General features: G+C 62.0%; 22 protein-coding genes and 1 pseudogene. 8 read left to right on the top strand and 15 right to left on the bottom strand.

Features of this window, described 5'->3' with window-relative positions; translation table 11 throughout:
* Positions 1-21: 21 nt before the first annotated feature.
* On the bottom strand, positions 22-1,197 hold the full coding sequence (locus tag BP38_RS0114435) for a Fic family protein (RefSeq protein WP_035725403.1): 1,176 nt from the start codon (positions 1,195-1,197) through the stop codon (positions 22-24).
* A gap of 100 nt (positions 1,198-1,297) precedes the next feature.
* On the bottom strand, positions 1,298-2,203 hold the full coding sequence (locus tag BP38_RS20825) for a DMT family transporter (protein WP_051609397.1): 906 nt from the start codon (positions 2,201-2,203) through the stop codon (positions 1,298-1,300).
* Between the two features lie 65 nt (positions 2,204-2,268).
* On the opposite strand from BP38_RS20825, the gene BP38_RS0114425 reads away from it, so the two are divergent.
* Positions 2,269-2,811: a TetR/AcrR family transcriptional regulator gene (locus BP38_RS0114425; RefSeq protein ID WP_211250339.1), complete on the top strand. Its 543-nt coding sequence runs from the start codon at positions 2,269-2,271 to the stop codon at positions 2,809-2,811.
* 17 nt (positions 2,812-2,828) lie between these two features.
* Here the strand turns inward: BP38_RS0114425 and BP38_RS0114420 are convergent, their stop codons facing one another.
* Both BP38_RS0114420 and BP38_RS0114415 read right to left on the bottom strand, forming a co-directional pair.
* Complete coding sequence (locus tag BP38_RS0114420; protein WP_211250338.1) at positions 2,829-3,746, bottom strand: alpha/beta fold hydrolase; 918 nt, start codon at positions 3,744-3,746, stop codon at positions 2,829-2,831.
* A 155-nt stretch (positions 3,747-3,901) separates the two neighbouring features.
* The gene (locus BP38_RS0114415; protein ID WP_026988315.1) at positions 3,902-4,813 is read right to left on the bottom strand and encodes a LysR family transcriptional regulator; all 912 of its coding nucleotides are present in this window, start codon (positions 4,811-4,813) and stop codon (positions 3,902-3,904) included.
* 383 nt (positions 4,814-5,196) lie between these two features.
* Between BP38_RS0114415 and BP38_RS0114410 the strand changes: the two genes are divergently transcribed.
* From BP38_RS0114410 to BP38_RS21900, 3 genes are all read left to right on the top strand, one after another.
* Entirely contained in the window at positions 5,197-5,751 is a 555-nt protein-coding gene (locus BP38_RS0114410) for a class I SAM-dependent methyltransferase (protein WP_026988314.1), read from the top strand.
* Positions 5,752-6,005: 254 nt separating this feature from the next.
* Positions 6,006-6,179, top strand: coding sequence for a hypothetical protein (locus BP38_RS21905; RefSeq protein ID WP_155992453.1), 174 nt, complete (start codon positions 6,006-6,008; stop codon positions 6,177-6,179).
* On the top strand, positions 6,161-6,835 hold the full coding sequence (locus BP38_RS21900; protein ID WP_051609395.1) for an FAD binding domain-containing protein: 675 nt from the start codon (positions 6,161-6,163) through the stop codon (positions 6,833-6,835). The genes BP38_RS21905 and BP38_RS21900 overlap by 19 nt, the downstream gene beginning before the upstream one ends.
* A 103-nt stretch (positions 6,836-6,938) precedes the next feature.
* Here BP38_RS21900 and BP38_RS0114400 read toward each other — a convergent pair whose 3' ends face one another.
* Positions 6,939-7,532 carry a TetR/AcrR family transcriptional regulator gene (locus BP38_RS0114400; protein ID WP_026988313.1) on the bottom strand — a complete coding sequence of 198 codons (594 nt, stop codon included), beginning with the start codon at positions 7,530-7,532 and terminating at the stop codon, positions 6,939-6,941.
* Positions 7,533-7,705: 173 nt separating this feature from the next.
* Between BP38_RS0114400 and BP38_RS22335 the strand changes: the two genes are divergently transcribed.
* The gene (locus BP38_RS22335) at positions 7,706-8,113 is read left to right on the top strand and encodes a RidA family protein (RefSeq protein ID WP_081816703.1); all 408 of its coding nucleotides are present in this window, start codon (positions 7,706-7,708) and stop codon (positions 8,111-8,113) included.
* An 81-nt stretch (positions 8,114-8,194) separates the two neighbouring features.
* Here the strand turns inward: BP38_RS22335 and BP38_RS20815 are convergent.
* Positions 8,195-8,467, bottom strand: a pseudogene (locus BP38_RS20815) (LysR substrate-binding domain-containing protein); the annotation flags it as partial.
* A gap of 17 nt (positions 8,468-8,484) precedes the next feature.
* Between BP38_RS20815 and BP38_RS0114390 the strand changes: the two are divergent.
* A complete protein-coding gene (locus BP38_RS0114390; protein WP_026988311.1) occupies positions 8,485-8,916 on the top strand; it encodes a molybdopterin cofactor-binding domain-containing protein in 432 nt (143 codons plus the stop codon).
* Positions 8,917-8,940: 24 nt separating this feature from the next.
* Here the strand turns inward: BP38_RS0114390 and BP38_RS22685 are convergent, their stop codons facing one another.
* Positions 8,941-9,681: a hypothetical protein gene (locus BP38_RS22685; RefSeq protein WP_155992452.1), complete on the bottom strand. Its 741-nt coding sequence runs from the start codon at positions 9,679-9,681 to the stop codon at positions 8,941-8,943.
* Between the two features lie 631 nt (positions 9,682-10,312).
* On the opposite strand from BP38_RS22685, the gene BP38_RS0114380 reads away from it, so the two are divergent.
* Positions 10,313-10,807, top strand: coding sequence for a hypothetical protein (locus BP38_RS0114380; protein WP_026988309.1), 495 nt, complete (start codon positions 10,313-10,315; stop codon positions 10,805-10,807).
* Positions 10,808-10,893: 86 nt separating this feature from the next.
* On the opposite strand, the gene BP38_RS0114375 is transcribed toward BP38_RS0114380, so the two are convergent.
* From BP38_RS0114375 to BP38_RS20810, 6 genes are all read right to left on the bottom strand, one after another.
* Positions 10,894-11,727, bottom strand: coding sequence for an ABC transporter ATP-binding protein (locus BP38_RS0114375; protein ID WP_245602419.1), 834 nt, complete (start codon positions 11,725-11,727; stop codon positions 10,894-10,896).
* Positions 11,724-12,788, bottom strand: a complete 1,065-nt coding sequence (locus BP38_RS0114370) for a dihydrodipicolinate synthase family protein (protein ID WP_155992451.1) — start codon at positions 12,786-12,788, stop codon at positions 11,724-11,726. The genes BP38_RS0114375 and BP38_RS0114370 overlap by 4 nt, the downstream gene beginning before the upstream one ends.
* A gap of 38 nt (positions 12,789-12,826) precedes the next feature.
* A complete protein-coding gene (locus BP38_RS0114365; protein WP_051609394.1) occupies positions 12,827-13,693 on the bottom strand; it encodes a GNAT family N-acetyltransferase in 867 nt (288 codons plus the stop codon).
* Positions 13,680-14,756 carry an NAD-dependent epimerase/dehydratase family protein gene (locus tag BP38_RS0114360; protein ID WP_081816691.1) on the bottom strand — a complete coding sequence of 359 codons (1,077 nt, stop codon included), beginning with the start codon at positions 14,754-14,756 and terminating at the stop codon, positions 13,680-13,682. The genes BP38_RS0114365 and BP38_RS0114360 overlap by 14 nt, the downstream gene beginning before the upstream one ends.
* A 76-nt stretch (positions 14,757-14,832) precedes the next feature.
* On the bottom strand, positions 14,833-15,630 hold the full coding sequence (locus BP38_RS0114355) for an ABC transporter permease (protein ID WP_081816690.1): 798 nt from the start codon (positions 15,628-15,630) through the stop codon (positions 14,833-14,835).
* Positions 15,631-15,694: 64 nt separating this feature from the next.
* A complete protein-coding gene (locus tag BP38_RS20810; RefSeq protein ID WP_035725400.1) occupies positions 15,695-16,393 on the bottom strand; it encodes a TetR/AcrR family transcriptional regulator in 699 nt (232 codons plus the stop codon).
* Between the two features lie 175 nt (positions 16,394-16,568).
* On the opposite strand from BP38_RS20810, the gene BP38_RS0114345 reads away from it, so the two are divergent.
* On the top strand, positions 16,569-17,555 hold the full coding sequence (locus BP38_RS0114345; protein WP_322098965.1) for an ABC transporter substrate-binding protein: 987 nt from the start codon (positions 16,569-16,571) through the stop codon (positions 17,553-17,555).
* 95 nt (positions 17,556-17,650) lie between these two features.
* Here BP38_RS0114345 and BP38_RS0114340 read toward each other — a convergent pair whose 3' ends face one another.
* Together BP38_RS0114340 and BP38_RS0114335 are read right to left on the bottom strand one after the other, a co-directional pair.
* The gene (locus tag BP38_RS0114340) at positions 17,651-19,054 is read right to left on the bottom strand and encodes an aq_1923 C-terminal domain (RefSeq protein ID WP_026988302.1); all 1,404 of its coding nucleotides are present in this window, start codon (positions 19,052-19,054) and stop codon (positions 17,651-17,653) included.
* Between the two features lie 212 nt (positions 19,055-19,266).
* On the bottom strand, positions 19,267-20,493 hold the full coding sequence (locus BP38_RS0114335; protein ID WP_026988301.1) for a type II toxin-antitoxin system HipA family toxin: 1,227 nt from the start codon (positions 20,491-20,493) through the stop codon (positions 19,267-19,269).
* Position 20,494 lies beyond the last annotated feature (1 nt).

Here is a 20,494-nt window from a genome sequence, read left to right as displayed (position 1 = left end):
TTCTTCAGTGGCCACCCGGCCTCACCCCTGCTCACGTTCCATACCGCGCCCCAGGCGCTCGATAAACGCCGTGTAGGCATAGCTGCGGTCGCGTTTGCGGCCGGTGATTTCCTCCAGGATGCCGGCGTCGACCAGGGCTTCGATGGCCCGGCCGGCGGTGGGTTTGGTGGTCTGCAGCAGGTCCATGGTCCGGGCCACGGTCAGGACAGGCTGGTCGGGCAGATCCTCGAACAGCCGGACGGCCGACAACGCGCTACCTTCGCTGGCAAGCAGACGCTTCCTGTCGCGGGTGACGATGGCGTGAAGGTCGCGAAGCGTGGCCACGGCCTCGTCGGCTGCTGCTTCCAGGCTGTCCAGGAAGAAGCCGGTCCAGCCTTCCCAGTCGCCCTCTTCGCGAATGGCGGCCAGTCGTTGCGCGTAATCGTCGCCCTGGCGATGGAAGTGCAGGCTGAGACAAGGCAGGGGCAGCTCCAGGTATCCCCAGTGTTCCAGCAGCAGTGTGCTCAGCAGGCGGGCCAGGCGGCCATTGCCGGCCGGATAGGGGTGGATGTTCTCGAACTGGGCCTGGATCAGGCCGATGCGCACGAGTTCGGGCAGCTTGTCCCCGCTCTGCAGATAGGCTTCCAGTTCCTCCAGCAAGACAGGCAGCCTGTGGGCCGCGGGCGGCAGATAGCTGGATTGGCCCGCTAAGCCGTAGTCCCCCCGCTCTTGGCTGCACCGAAGCGGAGCGGCCTTGCCTGCGGGGCGGTCACTGTCGCGAAACATCCTTTGCCAACCCCTGTCGAGCAGGGTCAGGGAAAGTTTTCTTTCCTTTTTCCGTGCCAGTTGGCCACGCGCCTGGCGCCAGGCCGCAATGTGGTTGTGCAGCTGCGCAAGCGCAGGCGTCCCTGCGGTGTCGTCCATGACCTGACTGCGCAGAAGGTCCATCAGCTCCACCTGCAGACCGTCGAGCCGGGAGGACAGCACGGCTTCACGCCGTGCAAAGGCGTGAAGCAGGGGCTCAGGGTCGGGGAGCATCCGGCCGGCAAAGGCAAGCCGCGCCAAGGCGTGCTCGGCCGCATTCAGGCGTTCGCTCAGCTCTCCGGGCCGGGAGACCTTCGGGTTCCGTGGGGGCAGGGGGAAGGGAACGAAGGCCAGGGTCCCCTGATCCTCGCCGGCAATCTGCAGGCGTTCGAATCGTCCAGCCGCGGAATTCAAGACCCTGCCCCCTGACCTGTTCCGTTGCAGACTCCGACAAGGGAGTCTTTCTAGTAAAGAAATCTTTACTAGTGTCCGTGTAAAGTCAAGAGGGCAGCCTTCATGATCCTGAACAGGTGGTTGTTGGCAGGGTTGCCGTCGACCGCCGGGCCTTTGCCAGCCACACGCCGGCCAGGCAGACCAGAAAGCCGGCCACGGCACCGGGAGTGATCGCCTGGCCGAACATCACGAAGGCCCAGAGCGTGGTGACCGGTGGCGTCAGGTAGATCAGGCTGGACACGCGCGTCGCCGAGGTGCGGGCCAGGCAGGCCCAGTAAAAGCCGTAGCCGCCCAGCGTCGAGAAGAGAATGAACCAGAGAATGGCGTAGACGAAGGACCCCGTCGCCTCGGGCACCAGGGTGCCGTCCAGCAGCGCCAGGGGCAGGAACAGCAGCGCCGCGACGGCAGACTGAACAGATAGGGAAGGCAGCAGCGGGCTGGGCCGTGCTTGGCGACGGGCGATCAGCGTGGCCGTCACGATGGAGGCCATGCTGAGCAGGGTCAGGCCATAGCCCCACAGAGGGGCCTGGTCGAGACCGCCCCCGACCGCCAGGGCCACGCCGCCGAAGCCGACCAGGAGGCCCAGCCACTGGCGGGCAGAAACCGATTCCGACAGCACGAGCCCGGCCAGGGCCGCGGTCGCCAGCGGCTGGAGCGCGGCGATCAGGGCCGCAGTGCCCGCAGGCACTCCCTGGTCGATGGCGGTGATCAGCGTGGCCAGATAGCCGAACATGGCGAAGGTGCCCAGAAGCGCCTGGAGGGCGAGCTCTCGGGGTGCCATGCGCGCGATCCCGCGGCCGGCAAGGGGCAGCAGAAGCAGGCTGATCAGCAGGAAGCGCCAGAACAGGACCAGGTAGATCGACGTGGTGGCGGAGGCCAGCGTCCCGCCGATAAAGCCCGAGCTCCAGCAGATGACCAGACCCACTTCCAGGACCGGTGTCGCTGCCAGGGGTCGCAGGGGAGGCATGGCAGGGGTCTCCATGAAAGGTAAAGCGATCGTTCTACTTGCGTAGGTAGGACGATCGTTCTACATTGTCAATCATGAATGAGACCCATGAGAAAATCGCCGCCGGGCTGGAGCAGGCCTTCGCCAGCGCGGGCTTTGCCGAGCCGGGCGTGGACCAGCTGCGCGATGCGACGCAGGTCAGCCTGCGCACGCTCTACAAGTACTGTCCGTCGCGCGAGGACATGGTCCTGACGGCGCTGGAGCATCGACATGCGCGTTATCTCGCCCATCTCTTCGAGGGCTTGCCCGCCGATCCGCAGGCGGCGCTGATGGAGATCTTCGAGCGGGTGGGCGAATGGATGCGCAGCAATGCCGCCCAGGGCTGCCTCTTTCACAGTGCCGTCGCGGCCCAGCCCCACAATGCGGCGCTGCGGCAGCTGCTGGAGCGGCACAAGGCCGAGGTAGCCGGGCGCTTGGGCCAGGCCACGGGCCTGGAGGACCGCAAGGACGAGCTGATGCTGCTGCACGAAGGGCTGACCCAGAGCTGGACCTTCATGGGCGAGGGCGCCGTGGAGCGCGCGAAGGCTCTGGCGACACTCCTGCTGAAGCGCCAGAACGAAAGTGCCTGACCCCGAAGTTTCCGGGGTCAGGCAGTTGCGGTTGATCGGAGGAAGGCTTCGCTCATTCGGGCCACTTCCCCGGGTACTTGCCGCTGGGGAAAGTGCCCGACACCATCCAGCACCTCCCTCTCATAGCGGCTACCGAACAGTGGCTCCTTGCCTTCGGAGGTTGCGGGGTCGTTGCAGGGGTCCGCGCCACCATGAAGGACCAAGGTGGGAACGGTGATCTTCCGCCCTTCGGCAAGTTCGCGTTCAATCGGGTCATAGGTGGGATCCATGGCGGCCAGCCCCCATCTCACGCGGTAGGAATGCAACACCACCTCGGCCCAGTCCGGGTTGTCGAAGGCTGCCGCAGTGATTTCGAAGGCCTCATCCGTGATTTTCCAGCCCGGATTCCAGATATCCCAGATATAGCGGGTGAAGGCCTTGCGCTCCTCTTGAACCAAAGCGGCTCCACGGTCGAGGGCCATGTACCAGTGATACCAATAGTTCTGGACCTGCTGCAGGGGGAGTGCCTGGTCCGGGGCGTTGGTGCCCCAGCCTACGGAGATTGCAACGCAAGCATTCACGCGCTCCGGCGCCAGGTAACTGGCGATGTATGCCGCCCGCGCACCCCAGTCGTGTCCGATAACGGAGAAGCTTTGAAGGTCCAGGACATTGGCCAGTTCCAGCAGGTCGCTTGCCAGCGCGGAGAGCTGGCCACTGCGAAAGGTGCCGGGCGCCCGGAAGCGTGTTTCGCCATAGCCGCGCAGGCTGGGAACATAGGTGCGCAGACCGCCGGCATGCAGGGGAGCCAGGCAGTCATCCCAGGTGCGCAGGGAATCCGGCCAGCCATGCAGCAGGAAGAGGGGCGCTCCATCCTTCGGTCCCGAAACCTCGACCTCCACGTTCAGGAAAGAGATTGGGACCATATGGGTTTCAACGGGGGGTGTTGTTTTGACCATAGAGCGAATCTCTCCTGTAAGATGACGCCAGTCTCCATAGGGGTGGCAGTATGCGCATTCCCCCGAACTTGGGAGACTCCAGCCGAAGTTATCAGAATACTATACGTTGTATTTGGAAATGCAACGTATCCTGAATGCTTGCCGCAGTTGTGCCCCTAACGCGCCAGGTGACTCTGTGGGGTCTGGTAGGTGTCGCTGAAATATTCGCGGAACAGGCGCATGGCGGGGGTGAGCTCGACGCCCTTGCGCCAGGCCAGGCCGATGTTCATGGAGGGCACCGGCTCGGCCGGGATGATGGTCTCGATGCGCTTGCCCTCCAGCGACCAGGGCCGATAGACCATGTCGGACAGGATGGTGATGCCCTGGCCGTTGGCGACGATGGAGCGCACCGCTTCGATGGACGAGGTGCGCAGGCGCACCGAGGGCTGGTAGTCGGTGCGGTTCCAGTAGCGCAGCGTGGTGTGCGCCGCCTCGTCCACCGTCAGCATGATGTAGGGCTCCTTCGAGATCTCGGCGAAGCCCACGCGCTCGAGGCTGAGGAAGGGATGGCCCGAGGGCACCCACAGGCGGCGCTGGGAACTGAGCAGCGAGTCCGTGGCCAGCTCCGGATTGGTGACGTTCGAGGTCAGCACCACCGCCATGTCGAAGCGGTTGGTGACCAGCCCGTCCTCCACCATCTCGCGGCTCAGCTCGAACAATTGGATCTTCAGGTTGGGATAGCGCCGCTCCAGCCGCCCCAGGTGCTGGGGCAGGAAATAGCCCAGCACGGTGTAGGTGGCGGCCACCGACAGGGTGCCCGTCACCTCCTCGTCGGCGACGCCGCCGGGATTCATCGCCTCGTCGATGGAGGCCAGGATGCGATAGGCCGAGCCCAGGAAGTGCCGGCCCGCCGCCGTCAGCTCCATGCCCTGGGCTGTGCGGGTGAACAGCTGGGCGCCGGTTTCGGCCTCCAGGTCCTTGATGGCGGTGGTGATGGCGGACTGGGAGATCGACAGCTCCATGGCCGCGCGCGAGATCTGCCCCAGTTCGGCCGTCGCCACGAAGTATTTGACGTGCCGGAAATTCATCTGTCTTCCCCGTCCGCAAGGCCGGTGCGTAGCTGAAAATCAGAACACGCTGGCCTGTTTGACGCTGTTCGGCGACTTTTGCGAAAAGCCCCTTGTTTTTTCCAGTATGACCCAGGGTTGGATATCTGGAAAACAGAATATTCCGAAGGGTTGATATCGAAGCCCGCGATACCGCGCCCGGGATATGACCCCGGGATATCGCAAGCACGGGTCCGCCGGCGCCAGACGTGCAGTCATGCCGGCTTATGCCCGTGTCGATCGCATATAGGTGTTTGCCATTGCAGATTCCTGACGGCGAGGGCACATGAGGACGACATGAATCAGCTTTTCATGAGCGGGCAAATCCCTGATGTTGCGCTGCTCACTTATTTGTCGGGGACTCTATGCAGCAAACTTGGGTATTTCTTAAATCCTTCCTCAGCTCGCCCAAGGCCGTCGGCAGTGTCGTGCCGAGTTCGCGGTATCTGGTCAATGTGATCGTGTCGGGGATCGACTGGTCCACGCTGGGCTCGGTGGCCGAGCTTGGGGCCGGAACAGGTGTCGTGACGGCGGCCATCGAACGCCAACGCAGCCGTGAGTCGGAGTTCCTGGTTTTCGAGAGCGACCGATCCATGCGGGCCGCCCTGGAGAAGCGTTATGATTCGGCGGCCGTTCACGACAATGCCTACGACCTGAGGAAGGTCGTGGAAAGCCGCGGGCTGTCCGGGCTGGATTGCATCGTGTCGGGACTGCCCTTCGTCAATTTCTCCCAGGCCGATCGAAAGTTTCTGCTGAAGGAATTCCACGACCTGCTGAACCCCGGCGGGATCTTCGTGGCCCTGCAGTTCTCGCGGAACATACGGCCGGACTTGAAGGCGCTGTACGACGAAGTGGACATGACCCATGTCTGGGCCAATGTGCCGCCGGCGTTTGTTTACCATTGCCGGCGCGGGAGCTGAGATCTGCCGCGGCCGCCGAATAAGCCCGGCCGCTTGGCATGTCGCTCAGTCTGATTCTGGGTATCTGCCTGATATCAGACAATAAATTGAGACCACACCTACACGTCATCTGAAAAACCGAAATCGCTTTGCGCGATTTTACGATTTGATTTCCGCGCGTGCTGGGCGGAGGCTTTCTCGGTTGGGTCTTGAGCCGCCCTGTTGAAGAAGGTGGCCGGGGTCCTTCCTGAGGCTGGGATGTGGAGGCGGAGATCATGATGGCGGAGACAGAGTTGGACGAGCGGCTTCTGGTGCCGCAGTCCCTGGAGGAAGCGCTGTTGCTTCTGTCCGTGCCGTACGCGGCGCCGCTGGCCGGGGCCACCTGGCTCATGCGCGCGCCGTTGCGCGGCGAGGCCCGCCGGCGCGCTATGTGGCGCTGGGCGGGCTGAAGGACTTCAACGAGATTACCATTACCGACGAAGCGGTCGCGCTGGGCGCCGGCCTTACCAATGCGCGGCTGGCCGCCGCCCTGGCCGAGCTGCCGGAGCTGCGCGGGTTGGCCCAGGCGGCGGGCCGCTCGGCGAACCCCGCCATCCGCCAGGTGGCGACCCTGGGCGGCAACCTCTGCGCCACCGAGTTTCCGGCCGCCGACCTGCCGCCCGCCCTGCTGGCGCTGGAGGCCAGCGTGTGGCTGCACCGGGACGGGTCAGGCGCGGCGGAGGAACTGCCGCTGGAGGATTTCCTGGCGCGGCGCGACCAGCTACTGCCCGGAGCGCTTGTCGTCGCCGTGAGTATTCCGCGCACGGCTCAACGCAGCGCCCATGCGCGCCTGCCCCAGGCGGGCGACGCGCTGCCGGTGCAGATCGACCTCTACGAGGGCGCCCCCTCCCTGGGCCCGCTGGGCGCCAAGGGGGCGGGGGAAATCCCCATCCTGAACGTCGCCGCCGCCGTGGCCTGTGCGGTGGCGAACGCTACGGGCATACGAGTGCAGGAGATCCCGCTGACACCGCCGCGGGTGCTGGATCCGCTATGTGGTGAAGGCGAGGCGCTGGACCTTGGCCATATGGCCCAGGATTGGTGGGGGAATGTGTTGGCAGAGACGTGACTCTTGGACAAGTCGGGTTCAACAAACTTAATTGACTTAGGCCTTGAAGAAGTTTGTGTGCTCCAGCTTGGTGAAGAGACCACAGATATCGAGATGGGAGAGGTCACATCGGCTCTGCACGCAGACCCGTGGCCAGACAGCGGAAGGTCTCGACAGCTTTCGGGAGGACCTCCTTGGGCTCTTCGCTGGCGGCGACCCAGAGGGCCGCATTGAGCGCGGCGCCATTCAGAAGCCGGGCGGCGGCCTCTGCGTCTATCGGCTTCAGGATGCCTTGCGCGATAAGCCGCTCCACCGTCTGCTTTGTCGCCTGCAGGCAGCTGTTCTGGCTGGGCCATTGCGAGGGATCTCCAAGGACCGCCGGGCCGTCGAGCAGGACGGTGCGCTGGACTTCGGGATCGAGCGCCATCTCGATGTAGGCCGCCCCCTCAGCCAGCAGCCCTTCCCATTCGTCTTCCGCCCGGGCGCCGATCTCCTGTGCCCGTGAAGCCATTTCAGCGTCGATCTGGTTGACGACGGCTGCCAGAAGTCCGCGCTTGTCTCCGAAGTTATGGTAAAGCGCGCCGCGCGTCAGACCGACCTTGGCGGTCAACTCGTCCATTGAGGCAGAGATATAGCCCTTTTCGGCGAAGGCCTTTCGCGCGGCTGCGACCAGCTTTACGCGGTTTTCCTCCATCATCTCGAGCCGTCGCCTGGCCATCCTCATGTCCTCCATTCTCACATACATGACGTATATGGGTTGACATACGCCGCGTATGTCGGGTATTTCACATACATAACGTATATCAGATGATGCGGCAGCGTGGAAAGCTCCCGAAAATCGGCGTTCCGCTCATCCGGCACTTCCCAGCAAGGCTGAAAAGGAATCACAGGATGACACAGCGCGCCGCAATCTTTCCTGCCAACAGGCACGCACTCTACGAGGCACACGGCTATTCAGCCGCGATCCGCTCCGGCGACCTCCTCTTCGTCTCCGGGCAGGTAGGCAGCCATTCCGACGGGACGCCCGAACCCGATTTCGGACGCCAGGTCCAGCTCGCCTTCGACAACCTGCGCGCAACCCTGGAAGCGGCGGGGTGCACCTTCGACGATATCGTCGATGTGACCACCTTCCACACGAATCCCGAAACCCAGTTCGAGGCCATCATGGCCGTCAAGAACCGGACCTTCCGGAGCCCGCCCTATCCCAACTGGACCGCCGTCGGTGTGAACTGGCTGGCCGGTTTCGATTTCGAGATCAAGGTCATTGCCCGCATTCCCGAAGAGGCTGAGCGGGCGTGATCCAGCTGCCCCTTCAGGGACCTCGAACCGGAGCGTGGGGAGCGCCGGGCCGGCCGTTCCCGGCCTGTAGGACCGCCGCAGGTGATCGATGGGCGCCCGCATCTTGGGCGCCATGTTCCGGCGTTGTGGAAAGTAGAAGTAGAACCCGGGAAAGGTCGGCAGATAGTCCTCGAGCAACGAAACGAGTTCGAAGGTCTCAATATAGGAGCGAAAGGTTTTTTCCATGGCGAATGTGATTCCCGCCCCGCTGAGGGCGGCGCGCAGCATCAGGCGCAGGTCGTTGGTGGTGATCCGGGGCTCGACCGCGATGTCGAACGGAATGCCGTTCTCCTCGAACTCCCAGCGATAGGGCACGACATTCGGCAAAGTACGTGGGCCGCGCCATCAACCCGCGCGCCATCCAGGGCCAGATCCAGGGCGGCGTGGTCCAGGGCCTGGGCTATGCCCTGCACGAGGAGGTCACCCTGCCCCCCGACGGCCGCATCCCGCAGAGCGGCTTCGAAACCTATCGCCTGCCCCAGGCGGGCGATGCGGTGCCGGTGCAGATCGACCTCTACGAGGGCGCGCCCTCTCTGGGTCCGCTGGGCGCCAAGGGGGCGGGGGAAATCCCCATCCTGAACGTCGCCGCCGCCGTGGCCTGTGCGGTGGCGAACGCCACGGGCAGGCGGGTGCAGGAGATTCCGCTGACGCCGCCGCGGGTGCTGGACCTGCTGTGCGGGGAGGGCGAGGCGCTGGACCTCAGCCATATGGCTGAGGACTGGCGGGGGAATGTTTTGGAGAACGAAAGAGGCTTATGGTGGTAAATAGATACTTGATATTATATAAATTTATCTCTCTTGTATACTTATAAAAGTAACACCGTCACTCATATCTTTTTTCCACAAACCATCATGTATACTTATTACAGATCTGTGAATTTTCTGATTTATATTTCCACTTGAGTCTTTGTATTTTATTAAAAAATCTACATTTATATCTTTATTACTATGATTTATTCCATTTATTACACGCTCACTCATTAAATAAAACGCATAACATAAGAAACAAAAAGATAAAGTTGGGTCTATAATTATATCTTTCTCTACCTTATTATTGTTTGATGAGCTTATATAATCTATTAAGGCATAGGAATCTTTTGGATATCTAAATCCCCCGTATAATTCACCATTTAATTTTATCTGTATTCCCCAGTCATCATGTTCTATATTTATATTAGGGCAATATTTTTTTATTTTAAAAATTACATCGTGAATTATAGATTCATAGTCGAAAAATGTTTCAATTCTAATATCGTGTGCAGAACCTGCTCCTGTATTAAGTAAATTAAATTGGTAATCGGTACTACCCCCGTTTGAAATTATAGCTTTTTCGCTAGGTTTTTCCCACCATATATTTCTTAAACATTTGTTAGAAGTATGTATTTGGTATTGCGCACTCCCGATAAATAAATTTGGCTTAAATTGGAAACGTATTTGTCGATAGTTTAGGTAAGCGGTAAATGCTGCTATTCCAGCTGCCCCAATAACACCTAATGCGGTTATTATTTGGATATAAAGGGAGATATTCATAATATCAGCACCGTATTTTATTTACATTATTAATTATTCCATTCATCAATAATAATATATTATTTTAATAAAGTAAACATTTAAGGATTAAATTAAAATTAGAGTATTAAGCATAGATGGAGGGCCATGATTAGGACCTGCTATGGAAGGATGATGATGCATGATGGGGCATCATTATAAACTTCCAGATTTCAAGTGGTTGGTGATTAAGTTAAGGCTACCACGTAGAGAGCGCGAAGACGAGAGACGGGTCTTGAACGGGAATTTCTGGGTGCTGCGCGCGAGCGATGGCGGTGCGCTGCTGCATGCCGCCCGAGAGATCGTAGTTGCGGCTATTCTCTAAACTGCCACGCTCTATCAAGCTGAACCCTTTGGAGAACCTCTAATAATACATGCGCGACACTGAGCTATACAATACCTTCTTCGAGAGTTACAGCCATATCCTCGATGTCATCTACGAAGCTTGGTAGAAGCTTATTGCTTGCCCTATCTCATAACCTTCACCGGCTTTCGACAGTGGGCTAATGCAAGTTAATCCTTATGATCTTTGGTATATGCATCACATTTATAGTAAATAATACCCATACGTTTTGATAAGATAATGAGGAATTGAGGTTGAGGGGAGGGAGTGATGCTCGATTATAATTTAATCTCATTGATTGCGGGAATTATTATCGCATTAATAGGTATATTAACGATCTTTCTTCGGTTTGATGTTTCGATTGGACATTCCATTATTTTGGGAGCTGCTGTTGTTATTTTGGTGCTTCCTCAGACATCCAGCTTCGAGTTCACGGGGGATGGAGTCAAAGTGATCACTAGAGAAGTTGCCCTTGAGACTGCCGAAGAAATTAAGAAGATTAGGGAGCAGCAAGCTTCCTTAATCGGTAGTCTGAAAGATATTGTTTCAGAACAAGAGACAATATTAATGAATAGTAGTATGGCGCAATCACTTAATGATACTTATGATTCAGAAGAAAATATAGATTTAAGGGAATCCATAATGAATACAGGGGGACTGGAAAATATTAAAAAGCAATTAGAGTCTGAAAGTAAATCTAATGATTTAGGAATAAAGAGACTCGAGGAACTACAAGAAAAAATCTACCAGAATTGGAATAAATAGATTAATAATTAAATAAATTATTTATTAGATTCGGGTCTAGTGCATCTTGCATTGAAGTATAGTTGTATGACACGTCTAGCATCCCCCTAATCCATCCCCAGCTGCTGATAGATCCGTTTCACGTACTGCCCAAAGGCGTCCGAGGTCTTCATGTCCATCGTCCGCGGCTGAGGCAGGTCGATGGGGAAATAATCCGACATGCGGGCCGGGCCGGCGGTGAGCACGGCGCAGCGCGAGCCCAGGAAGACGGCTTCCTGGATGCCGTGGGTGACGAAGACGATGGTCTTGCCGCTGGCCTCCCAGATGCGCAGCATCTCCAGGTTCATCTTCTCACGCGTCAGCGCGTCCAGCGCGCCAAAGGGCTCGTCCATCAGGACCAGCTTGGGGTCGTGGATCAGCGCGCGGGCGATGGCGGCGCGCTGCTGCATGCCGCCCGACAGCTCGTAGGGGTGGCTGTTCTCGAAGCCGCTGAGCCCGACCATGTCCAGCAGCTCCCGCGCGCGCTCACGGCTTTCCTTGCGCGGCAGCTTCAGGATGTCGGCGGGCAGCATGACGTTTTCCAGGATGGTGCGCCACTTCAGCAGCAGTGCCTGCTGGAACACCATGCCCACGTCGCGCCCCGGCGTGAAGCCGCCGGCCGCACCACCGATGGAGACCTCGCCGTCCTGGGCTTCGCTGAGCCCCGCCAGGATGCGCAGCAGCGTGGTTTTGCCACAGCCCGACGGCCCGACCACCGAGACGATCTCGCCCTCGGCGATGTCCATGGTGACGTCGGAGACGGCCAGGAACTCCTGCCCGCCGGTCTGGAAGACCTTGCGCACGTTGCGCAGGCGGATGAAGGCCTCGTCGCGGGAGGTGGGGCCGTCTGTTGTGGTGTTGGCCGGGCCGGTCGGGCCTGCGGTGTCGCTTTGAGCCATCATGAGAGCCATCTTTCCAGGTTGTCCTGCACGAATGCGTCATCCGAGAGGTCGGGGTGTTCGGCATAGACGCGGTCGATCTCCGCCGCCTGCCCGTCGCCCAGCCCCTCGTCGGGGTCCAGGCACCACAGGCCCTCGAGCAGGCCCTGGCGGCGCAGCACCTCGTGACAGCCGGCGATGACGCCGCCGAAGCCGTTGGCGGCGTCGAAGAAGGCGGCGTTGCAGTCGGTGACCCGGCTGTCCAGGGCCAGCAGGTCGGGGGTCGGCGCCTGGCCGCTGTCGACCACGGCGTGGATGCCCTCCAGCAGCTGCACGGCCGAGTGCGTCCAGACCGACCAGTGACCCAGCAGGCCGCCGCGGAAGCGCAGGGTCACCGTCTCGCCGTCGCGGCGCACCTGGAAGGGGGTCAGCAGGTCCAGGACGATGTGATCGTCGTTGCCGGTATAAAGCGTCACCCGCTCCTCGGCGCCGGCAGCCGCCACGCCGCGCACCACGTCCAGGGTGCGATAGCGGTTGAAGGGCGCGACCTTGATGCCGATGACGTTGTCGATGGCGGCGAAGCGCGTCCAGAAGTCCACCGGCAGCTCGATGCCGCCCACGGCCGTCTGCAGGTAGAAGCCGATGATGGGGATCTCCTCAGCGATGCGTTCGCAGTGGGCGATCAGGCGGTTGGTGTCGGCGTCCTTCATGGCGGCCAGGCTGACCAGCCCGGCGTGATAGCCCAGATCGACGGCGGTGCGTGCCTCGGCCACCGCCTGCTCGGTCTGGCCGCAGATGCCGGCGATCATGAACAGCTTGCGCTCGCTCCAGGCCTGGCTGTCCTCGACGGCCGCGGACAGCACCGGCGCGTAGAGGCCGTGGTCGCGGATGGCGAACTGGGTGGTGTGCACGCCCACGGCCAGGCCGCCCACGCCGGCGTCGACGTAATAGCGGGTCAGCGCCCGCTGGCGCCGCCGGTCGAACTGGCGGTCCGCGTCCAGGGCCAGGGGGTGGGCCGGGATCACCGCGCCCTTGCGGAACCGGGCCAGCAGGTCGGGATCGAGCTGTGTATGGTGCAGTCCCATGGGGGTTCAGGTCTCCGTGCTTGGTAATTCGTGGTGCATCAGCCGAACTCCGGCCCGGCGATGGCGTGCAGGCGCGTGGCGTCGCCGATCGTGCGGCTGGCGTTTCGGGTCATGCGCAGGAAGGGGCGTTGCTGCGTGAAGCCCCGGGCCTGCAGATGGTCCACCACCTGCTGGCGCGCATCCACCACGTCCAGGAAGACGCGGCCCGACAGCCGCGCCAGGGCGCTGTCCAGCAGGGCGATGGCGGTTTCTTCGTTCTCGGCCAGCAGCGGACCGATCTGGCTGGCCAGGTCGCCGTTGCGGCCCAGGATGGCGCCGCCCTTGTGTGCCGTGCCGCCGCTTGCCGTCATCCAGGCCGCTTCGGGCAGGCGCCGTGCGAAGCAGGACAGGAGCGGCCGGCGCTCGGCGCCCAGGGCCGCGGCGTCCAGGGCGACGGCTGCCTCGAACGCCTCGGGTTGGGACAGGGGCAGGAAATCGCTGTCGGGGAGGTCGGAAGTGACTCCGCCCGCCTCACCCTGCCAGCGGGTGAGCCGCAGGCTGCCCTCGAAGCCCAGGCTGCGATAGAGCGGCTCGCCGGCCGGGGTGGCGTCCAGGCAGGCGGCACGCCCGTCGCGGTCCAGTTCCTTCAGGCAGCGCTCCAGCAGGCGGGTACCGACTCCCCGTTTCCGGTGGGTGCCGCGCACCAGCACCATGCCGATCCAGGCGAAGTCTGCGCCGTACGGCAGGATGGCGGCAGAGCCCACCGCATTGTCGCCATCGAGGACGCCGAAGACCCGGCCCTGGGTCAGGAAGAGGTGCCAGTCGTTCTCGACCTGGTTCCAGCCGGCCTCGCGGGACAGCGCCATCAGGTCGGGCAGGTAGCTTTCATCCAGGGTCGTGGTGGCAAGCTGACTAGTAAGCGCCATCGCGGACCTCGAACTGCGTGGGCTTACCATATGTCGGCTGCTCGCGCTGCAGCCAGTCGGCGGTCCAGGCCATCATGCGCTTCAGCGGGACCAGGGGATAGCCGAAGGTGGCGCAGGCCTGGGCGGCGTTGGACAGCCAGGCGGTCTCCGCCTCCTGGCCCGTGATGACGGGTTCGCGCTCCAGCAGGCGGCCGAACTCTTCGGCCAGCCAGCGCACCGAGATGACCTCGGGCCCGGTGACGTTGAGGGGGCTGGTGGGCGCGGTGGAATGATAGAGGCTGCGCAGGGCCTGGGCGTTGGCGTCGCCCTGCCAGATCACGTTCACGTGGCCCATGGTAATGTCCACGGGCTGGCCGTCCTTCACCTTGCGCGCCACGTCGTGCAGCACGCCATAGCGCAGGTCGATGGCGTAGTTCAGGCGGAACAGGCGGCCCGGCGTGCCGTGGAGGTCGGAGAAATAGCTGAACATCCGCTCGCGCCCGATGCAGGAGTTGGCGTACTCGCCCGGCGGGGTCAACGGCGTGTCCTCGTCCGCGCCCATGCCGTCCACGGGGGCGAAGGCATAGACGCAGCCGGTGGAGAAGGCGACGATCCGCGAGTCGCGGAAGACCTCGGCGACGCGGGCCGGCACATGGACGTTCATCGCCCAGGTCAGTGGCTGGTTGCCCTCGGCGCCGAACTTGCGGCCGGCCATGAAGATGATGTTGCGCACGCGGGGCAGGGCCTCCAGCGCGGCCGGGTCCAGCAGGTCGCAGGTGATGGTCTCGATGCCCGCGGCCTCCAGCTCCGCCTTTGCGGCGGGATCGCTGAAGCGGGCCACGGCGATGATGCGCTTGTCGGGGGCGGCGTTGCGCGCCAGGCGGCAGAGCGAGGGGCCCATCTTGCCGGCGGCGCCGAGGACCATGATGTCGCCGTCCAGCTGGCCCAGCTCGTCGGCCAGCACACGGGAGGGCCGCGCCATGAAATCCTCCAGCTCGGCGATGCTGGCGAAGCCGTCGGGCAGGGCGGAGGCCTCCAGCCAGGGGGCGTTCTCTGCGCGTGTCTTGGAATCTTGCGAGGTCATGGGTTGGCCTTGGTCCTTTTGAGGTCGAGAACGGGGCTGAAGTCGAGAGCGGGCTTTTGATCGCAAGCGGGGCGGGTCACGACAGCCGCGCGTCCTTGGGCACGAGGTAATGCTCCAGCGCCATGACCAGGCCGTAGAGGACGACACCGATCAGCGTGATCAGGATGACGGACATGAACATGGCGGGCGTGTCCAGCGAGGCCTGGACCTGGATCATCAGGTAGCCCAGTCCGCGGCTGGAGGCGATGAACTCGCCGACGATGGCGCCGGCCACGGCCAGGATCGCGCCCACCTTCATGCCCGAGAAGATATAGGGCAGCGAGCCCGGCAGCTGGATGTAGTAGAAGGTCTGCCAGCGCGAGGCGCGCAGCGACTTCACCAGGTCCAGCAGGTCGGGCTCGATCTCGCGCAGGCCGCGCACCGTGGTCAGCAGGATCGGGAAGAAGCAGAGGCTGAAGGTGATCAGGATGTTGGTGCCGATGCCGTAGCTGAACCAGACGATGATCAGCGGGCCCAGCGCCACCTTGGGGATCATGTTGAGCGTGACCAGCAGCGGAAAGAACAGCACGAGGGCCAGGCGCGACCAGGTGAAGATCAGCGCGCAGACCACGCCCAGGACGACGGCCAGCGCATAGCCGCCGAAGATCTCGGTGGCGGTGACCAGGCTGTTGGAGATCCAGCTGTAATGCTCGCCACCGAGGGTGGCCAGGATCTGGCTGGGGGGCGGCAGGATGAACTGCTGGATCCCGAAGGCGCGGACCAGCACCTCCCACAAAACGAAGGCGGCGATGTGGACGCCGACGACGATGAGCTGGTTGGTGGGAAGCCGGGAAGGCGCCGGCGGCTTCGGGGTCGCAATCTCGGTTTCCTGCATCGTCACCACTGTCCTTGGGCTGGAAGATGACGGGAACCTAGAAGATCGCGTCCTGAGTTGTCAACTATCCAGTTGGTTGATAATTGCTGCAGAGGGCATGGAGCACCAGGTCGATGATGTGCTGGCGCCGGCGTGCGATCTCGGCCGGGGTGGACATGTCGCGGTTGAAGATGGCCGAGAGCGTGGAGTTGTTGGAGAAGTAGAAGTAGGACAGGCTGGCGATCGAGATGTAGAGGTTCACCGGCCCGAAGCGGTCGTTGAAGACCCCCTGTTCGACGCCGCGCTCCAGGATGGTGGCGATCACCTCGACCAGCGGCGAGTGCATGTCCACCAGCTCCCGGGAGTCCTTCAGGTGCGCGCTGCGCATGCGGTTCTCGTCGTTCAGCAGCGTGATGAACTCGGGGTGGTCGGCCAGGTAGTCGAAGGAGAAGCCGACCAGGCGCTCCATGGCCGCCACCGGTTCCAGGGCGTGCAGCTCCAGTTCGCGTTCCTGCGTGCGGATGTGGCGGTAGACTTCTTCCAGGGATGCGGTGAAGAGGTCATCCTTGCTGCCGTAGTAGTGATAGACCAGCTGCTTGTTCACCCCGGCGCGCTTGGCGATGGCGTCGACGCGCGCGCCGGCCAGGCCGTTCTCGGCGAACTCGGCGATGGAAGCGTCCAGCAGGGCGCGCCGCGTCTCCACCGGGTTGCGGCGGCGCGGGGGCGGCTTGTCCTGGGACGCCTGGTCCTGTGAGGGGGGCGCCTTGCTCCGGGAGGATTGCATGTTTCTTTTGTCCAACTTCAAACCAACTGGTTGGTTAATTATTGATCCGATGAAGTGAAATGGGTAACGTTTTTTCAGCTTATCTCCAAGTCCGACCCTGTCACGTTGCCTGGCCGGGCTTGGCGCGGCTGCAGCGAAGAGCTTCGGCCGCGATAACCAAGGAAGGGAGACTTCATTGAAAACAATAGCGAAACTGGCGGCTGCGGCAGCGATGATCCTGCCCGGCGCCGCGGCGGCGGAAGACCTGGACATGATCCTCAACTGGGTGCCGACCGCCGACCACTCGCCCTATTTCTATGCCAAGGAGGCCGGCTGGTACGAGGATGCCGGCCTGAACGTCAGCATCGATGCCGGCCAGGGCTCGTCCGCCTCGGCCCAGCGCGTGGGCGCCGGGCGCTCGGAAGTGGGTGTCGCCGACATGGCCACGGCCCTGGTGGCGAAGAGCAAGGGCGCCGACATCGTCGCCGTGATGACGGTCTATGCCAACACACCCCAGGGTTTCTACTGGCTGAAGAGCAGCGGCATCGAAGGGCCGGAGGACTTTCCCGGGCACAAGATCGGCAATCCGCCGGCCGACGCCTCGCGCGTCATGTGGCCGCTGTTTGCCGAGACCGTGAACATCGATCCGGACTCCGTCGATTTCGTGAACGTCAGTCCGCAGGCCAAGCTGACCTCGCTGAAGAGCGGGGCCATCGACATCACCAGCGACTTCTACAACGAGCATGACCTGAAGCTGCGCGAGTTCGGCGACGACCTGGGCTTCGTCGCCTGGAGCGACATCGGCATCAACCCCTATGGCAACTCGGTGCTCTTCCACCGCGACTACCTGGAGGAAAACCCCGAGGTCGTCGAAAAATTCACCGAGATCACCCAGCGCGCCTTCAAGGCCTGCGTCGATGACTTCGAGCCCTGCCTGGATGCCCTGGTGGAGAACGTCTCGGGCCTGGACCGCGACAACCAGCGCGACCAGTGGGGCCGCATCCAGGAGCTGATGCGCGATCCCACCACCACCTCGGTCGCCCTGGGCGCCTTCAACCCCGAGCGCATGCAGGACGACTACGAGATGGTCGAGGAGTACTTCGACATCGACGAACCCTTCGATGTGACCACGGTCTACACCAACGAGTACCTGGACGAGTCCATCACCATGACGGAGGAGTGAGGGGCACCTCCCTCTCCTGAGTCAGGGGTCGCACGAAAACCGCCCGCCGGACGTCCCGGCGGGCGGTTTTTTCTGTGCGGGTGCCGTGTGACCTGTCAGTCGATGGCGATCTGGATGTCCGCGTTCTCGACGAGCTTGCGCGGGAACATGGCGGCCGCCAGGGCGACCTGAACCAGCGGTGCCGGCTCGTTCAGCGTGATGGTCAAGGTTCCCGACTGTCCGGGAGTGCGGATGAAGCTCGTGAGGGCTTCGACCTGCTCGGGCTCCAGCCCGATGGACCCCTGGAAGGTGCGAGTCATCCCGGTCACCATCATGGTCTCGAGCTCCTTGCGGGGCATGCCCTCTTCCTCGGCGGCGAAATCGAGATAGCGGTCGATGATGCCCTGGTCGGCGACATCCAGGGAGAGATCCCGCAGCATCAGGTTCTCCAACTGCTGTTCCGGGTCCCCCGACAGGTCGTCCATGGCGATGCCTTCCAGGTTGCCCGTAAGCCCGATATCGAAGGAGTCGCTGATGGCGAAGCGGGTGGGGCCGACCTTCATCGTGCCTTGCGTACGGTCCAGGCTGACACTCAGGCTCATCTCACTGGTCCCCGGTTCCGGGCCGACGACAATCTGCGCGATCTTGTATTCATCCGTGCCTTCCTCGAGGGACTCGCCCAGGCCTTCCTCGCCGGAGGCCGTGATCTTCAGGAAGTTGGCGTAGTCCTCGTCGTCGAGCGCGGTTTCGATGGCCAGGTCGTCGATGGTCTCGTTGTCTATATCGTCGGTGTCGAGGGTGACATTCGCGGCCGTTATTGTCTCGAAACTGCCCAGGAGTTCGGGAACGCCGGACTCACTGGGCGCGTAATCGGGCTGGCTGTAGCCTTCGATCAATTCGGGGCGAACGGCCACTTCCAGGGACTCGAAGGTCAGACTCTCGCCGTCTTCGGCGAATTTCCCCTCTTTCAGGACCGTCAGTCTCGGCAGGCCATCCCGGGGCTCGCTGAAGGTCATGGACTCCAGGGTCATTTCGCCGGCCGGCGCGTCTTCGCCGCCGCTCAGGTCATGAAGCACGACCTGGTCGTAGTTGGGGCGCATTCCCTTGCCCTCGATGTCCTCCAGGCCGATCCAGGGCGCGCTGGCGGAGGCCGCCTTCAGGCCGACGGTTCCGCTGTCCGCATCGCTCAGCTCCAGGCCGCTGGCCTGGAAGTCGTTCATGCGGTTCCTCAGCGCGCCTTCCATGGTGACCGTCATGCGGGCTTCCTCGACGGTGAGCAGCATGGGGGGCTCGGGCGCGTCGAAGCGGGTCTCGAGGTCGGTGAAGACGAGGATGTTGTCGTCCTGAAGTTCCCAGTCCGCGAAGGTGATTCCCTGCTCCTCCAGCTCCGGGATCGCCTTGTTGACCTCCTCCCGGATGCGGTCCGGGTCGGGGCCCGTGTTCATGGTCAGGTGATAGACGCCATAGAGGCCGCCTCCAATCACGAGGGCGCCGGCAGCATAGAGAATCGGTCGTTTCACGAAGTAGCTCCTGGTTGTCTTTGTTGTGCGAAAGCAATTTCTGGGGGCCTGCAGGTAAAGATTCGGTTAGCACGCTTAAGATGAATCACTAAGTCGGATTCCACGGGTTTGTGTGGAGAGCCTGCTCATTGTGCCGGGACGGGGAGCTGGGAGGGCGGGAGCTGATCCGATTGGCCCCGTCGGGATTCAATGATTCTGGTTGATCCTGCTGCCTACAGCCTGGCAATCGGCAGGCTGGCCATATGCGCATCGATGGCTTCGGTGACGTTCTCCGCCTGTGGCAGATGCGCTTTCTCCTTTGCCCAGGTGTCCTGAAAGCGGGCGACGGTTTCCCTTGCGGTGTCGCGTACCGGCTTTGCCGGCAGGTGAGCCTTTCCGGCCAGGTAGGACAACTCGTCCAGGCTCAGCGCGTCGAAGCGGCGGCTGCGGGCGTATTTCAAGGCGGCTTCATCATCCTTGATGTAGGCGATTGTCGATACGAAGTCGTACGCCGGGGCCAGGGACGGCGTGCGCCGGTCGCGGTAGATCAGGGACCAGTTCTTCAGGTGCAGGTCCGCATTGCCGATCAGGGTGTTGAAGACAAGGCGACGCGTGAACTCCCTGATGTCGGCTTCCGTCCCTTCGGCTGCGAGGACGCTGGCGATGTTGCGGTAGCTGGCGTTCCTGTACTTGTTCTCCGGGTAGACGCCGTAAACCTGTGCAAAATCCTCGATATGGACCGGACCGTCCGCTGTGCGATCAAAGCGCGCGATGGCGAAGGCCTTTCCGCTGAACTCGCCGAGCCCCTCGGGCAGGTTCGCTATGGCGTCCAGATCGACCAGATCGATCTCGGGCACGTCGATGCCGACCATTCGGGCCAGGGTCATCATGGCATATTCGTTTTCGGGGACGCCCGCAAAGCGTGCCGATGGCAGCTTGACGATCCATGACCCGCCGACGCCTTCGGTGGGAATGGTCAGGCCCTTGTTCGCCCTGGGATCGCCAAGGGCGGAGAATTTCAGTTGCACCCCGGCCAGCGAAAAGCGCAGCGCGGACTCGCGCAAATAGTCTGCGCCTTCGCCATCCGCATCTGTTTCCGGCGGCCAGGCTTCGCCGTCGGCCGGCTCGATCCTGAGTGCGCCTGACAGGTCGCGGCCCAGAACCCACAGCAGGAAGAACTCGCGCAGCGGATGGACGCCGGCACGATCGGCCAGATAGCTGCGCAAATGACCTTCCGGCAGCAGGTTCGAGAAGAACGGCATGACCCGTGTTTGTGTCGCTGCGTGCTCGGTGATCAATCCGCCAAGGTCATCCTTGAAATGAAGGCCGAGGGTCGGCCGGTTCGCATCATTTACATAGGCATCGGTGAAGCTGAAGAGTGTGCGGTCGCCTTGAACATGGGTCAGTGTGCCGATGACCTGGTCATGGAGCCGGACGTTCAGGAGTGAGACGTCGGCCATC

It is taken from the genome of Fodinicurvata fenggangensis DSM 21160 (genome assembly GCF_000686045.1).
Lineage (GTDB): Bacteria > Pseudomonadota > Alphaproteobacteria > Kiloniellales > DSM-21159 > Fodinicurvata > Fodinicurvata fenggangensis.
Note: the sequence above shows the minus strand (reverse complement) of the source record. Positions and strands in the feature narration are given on the sequence as shown.

Bases quoted from the DNA above. Each gene is read 5' to 3' on its own strand.
- BP38_RS20810 (WP_035725400.1), bottom strand. From the start codon at position 16,393: ATGCAATCCTCCCGGAGCAAGGCGCCCCCCTCACAGGACCAGGCGTCC.
- BP38_RS0114375 (WP_245602419.1), bottom strand. From the start codon at position 11,727: ATGATGGCTCAAAGCGACACCGCAGGCCCGACCGGCCCGGCCAACACC.
- BP38_RS0114420 (WP_211250338.1), bottom strand. From the start codon at position 3,746: ATGGTCAAAACAACACCCCCCGTTGAAACCCATATGGTCCCAATCTCT.
- BP38_RS20825 (WP_051609397.1), bottom strand. From the start codon at position 2,203: ATGCCTCCCCTGCGACCCCTGGCAGCGACACCGGTCCTGGAAGTGGGT.
- BP38_RS0114415 (WP_026988315.1), bottom strand. From the start codon at position 4,813: ATGAATTTCCGGCACGTCAAATACTTCGTGGCGACGGCCGAACTGGGG.
- BP38_RS0114360 (WP_081816691.1), bottom strand. From the start codon at position 14,756: ATGACCTCGCAAGATTCCAAGACACGCGCAGAGAACGCCCCCTGGCTG.
- BP38_RS0114410 (WP_026988314.1), top strand. From the start codon at position 5,197: ATGCAGCAAACTTGGGTATTTCTTAAATCCTTCCTCAGCTCGCCCAAG.
- BP38_RS0114400 (WP_026988313.1), bottom strand. From the start codon at position 7,532: ATGGCCAGGCGACGGCTCGAGATGATGGAGGAAAACCGCGTAAAGCTG.
- BP38_RS0114335 (WP_026988301.1), bottom strand. From the start codon at position 20,493: ATGGCCGACGTCTCACTCCTGAACGTCCGGCTCCATGACCAGGTCATC.
- BP38_RS0114355 (WP_081816690.1), bottom strand. From the start codon at position 15,630: ATGCAGGAAACCGAGATTGCGACCCCGAAGCCGCCGGCGCCTTCCCGG.
- BP38_RS22685 (WP_155992452.1), bottom strand. From the start codon at position 9,681: ATGAATATCTCCCTTTATATCCAAATAATAACCGCATTAGGTGTTATT.
- BP38_RS0114380 (WP_026988309.1), top strand. From the start codon at position 10,313: ATGCTCGATTATAATTTAATCTCATTGATTGCGGGAATTATTATCGCA.
- BP38_RS22335 (WP_081816703.1), top strand. From the start codon at position 7,706: ATGACACAGCGCGCCGCAATCTTTCCTGCCAACAGGCACGCACTCTAC.
- BP38_RS0114370 (WP_155992451.1), bottom strand. From the start codon at position 12,788: ATGGGACTGCACCATACACAGCTCGATCCCGACCTGCTGGCCCGGTTC.
- BP38_RS0114365 (WP_051609394.1), bottom strand. From the start codon at position 13,693: ATGGCGCTTACTAGTCAGCTTGCCACCACGACCCTGGATGAAAGCTAC.
- BP38_RS21905 (WP_155992453.1), top strand. From the start codon at position 6,006: ATGATGGCGGAGACAGAGTTGGACGAGCGGCTTCTGGTGCCGCAGTCC.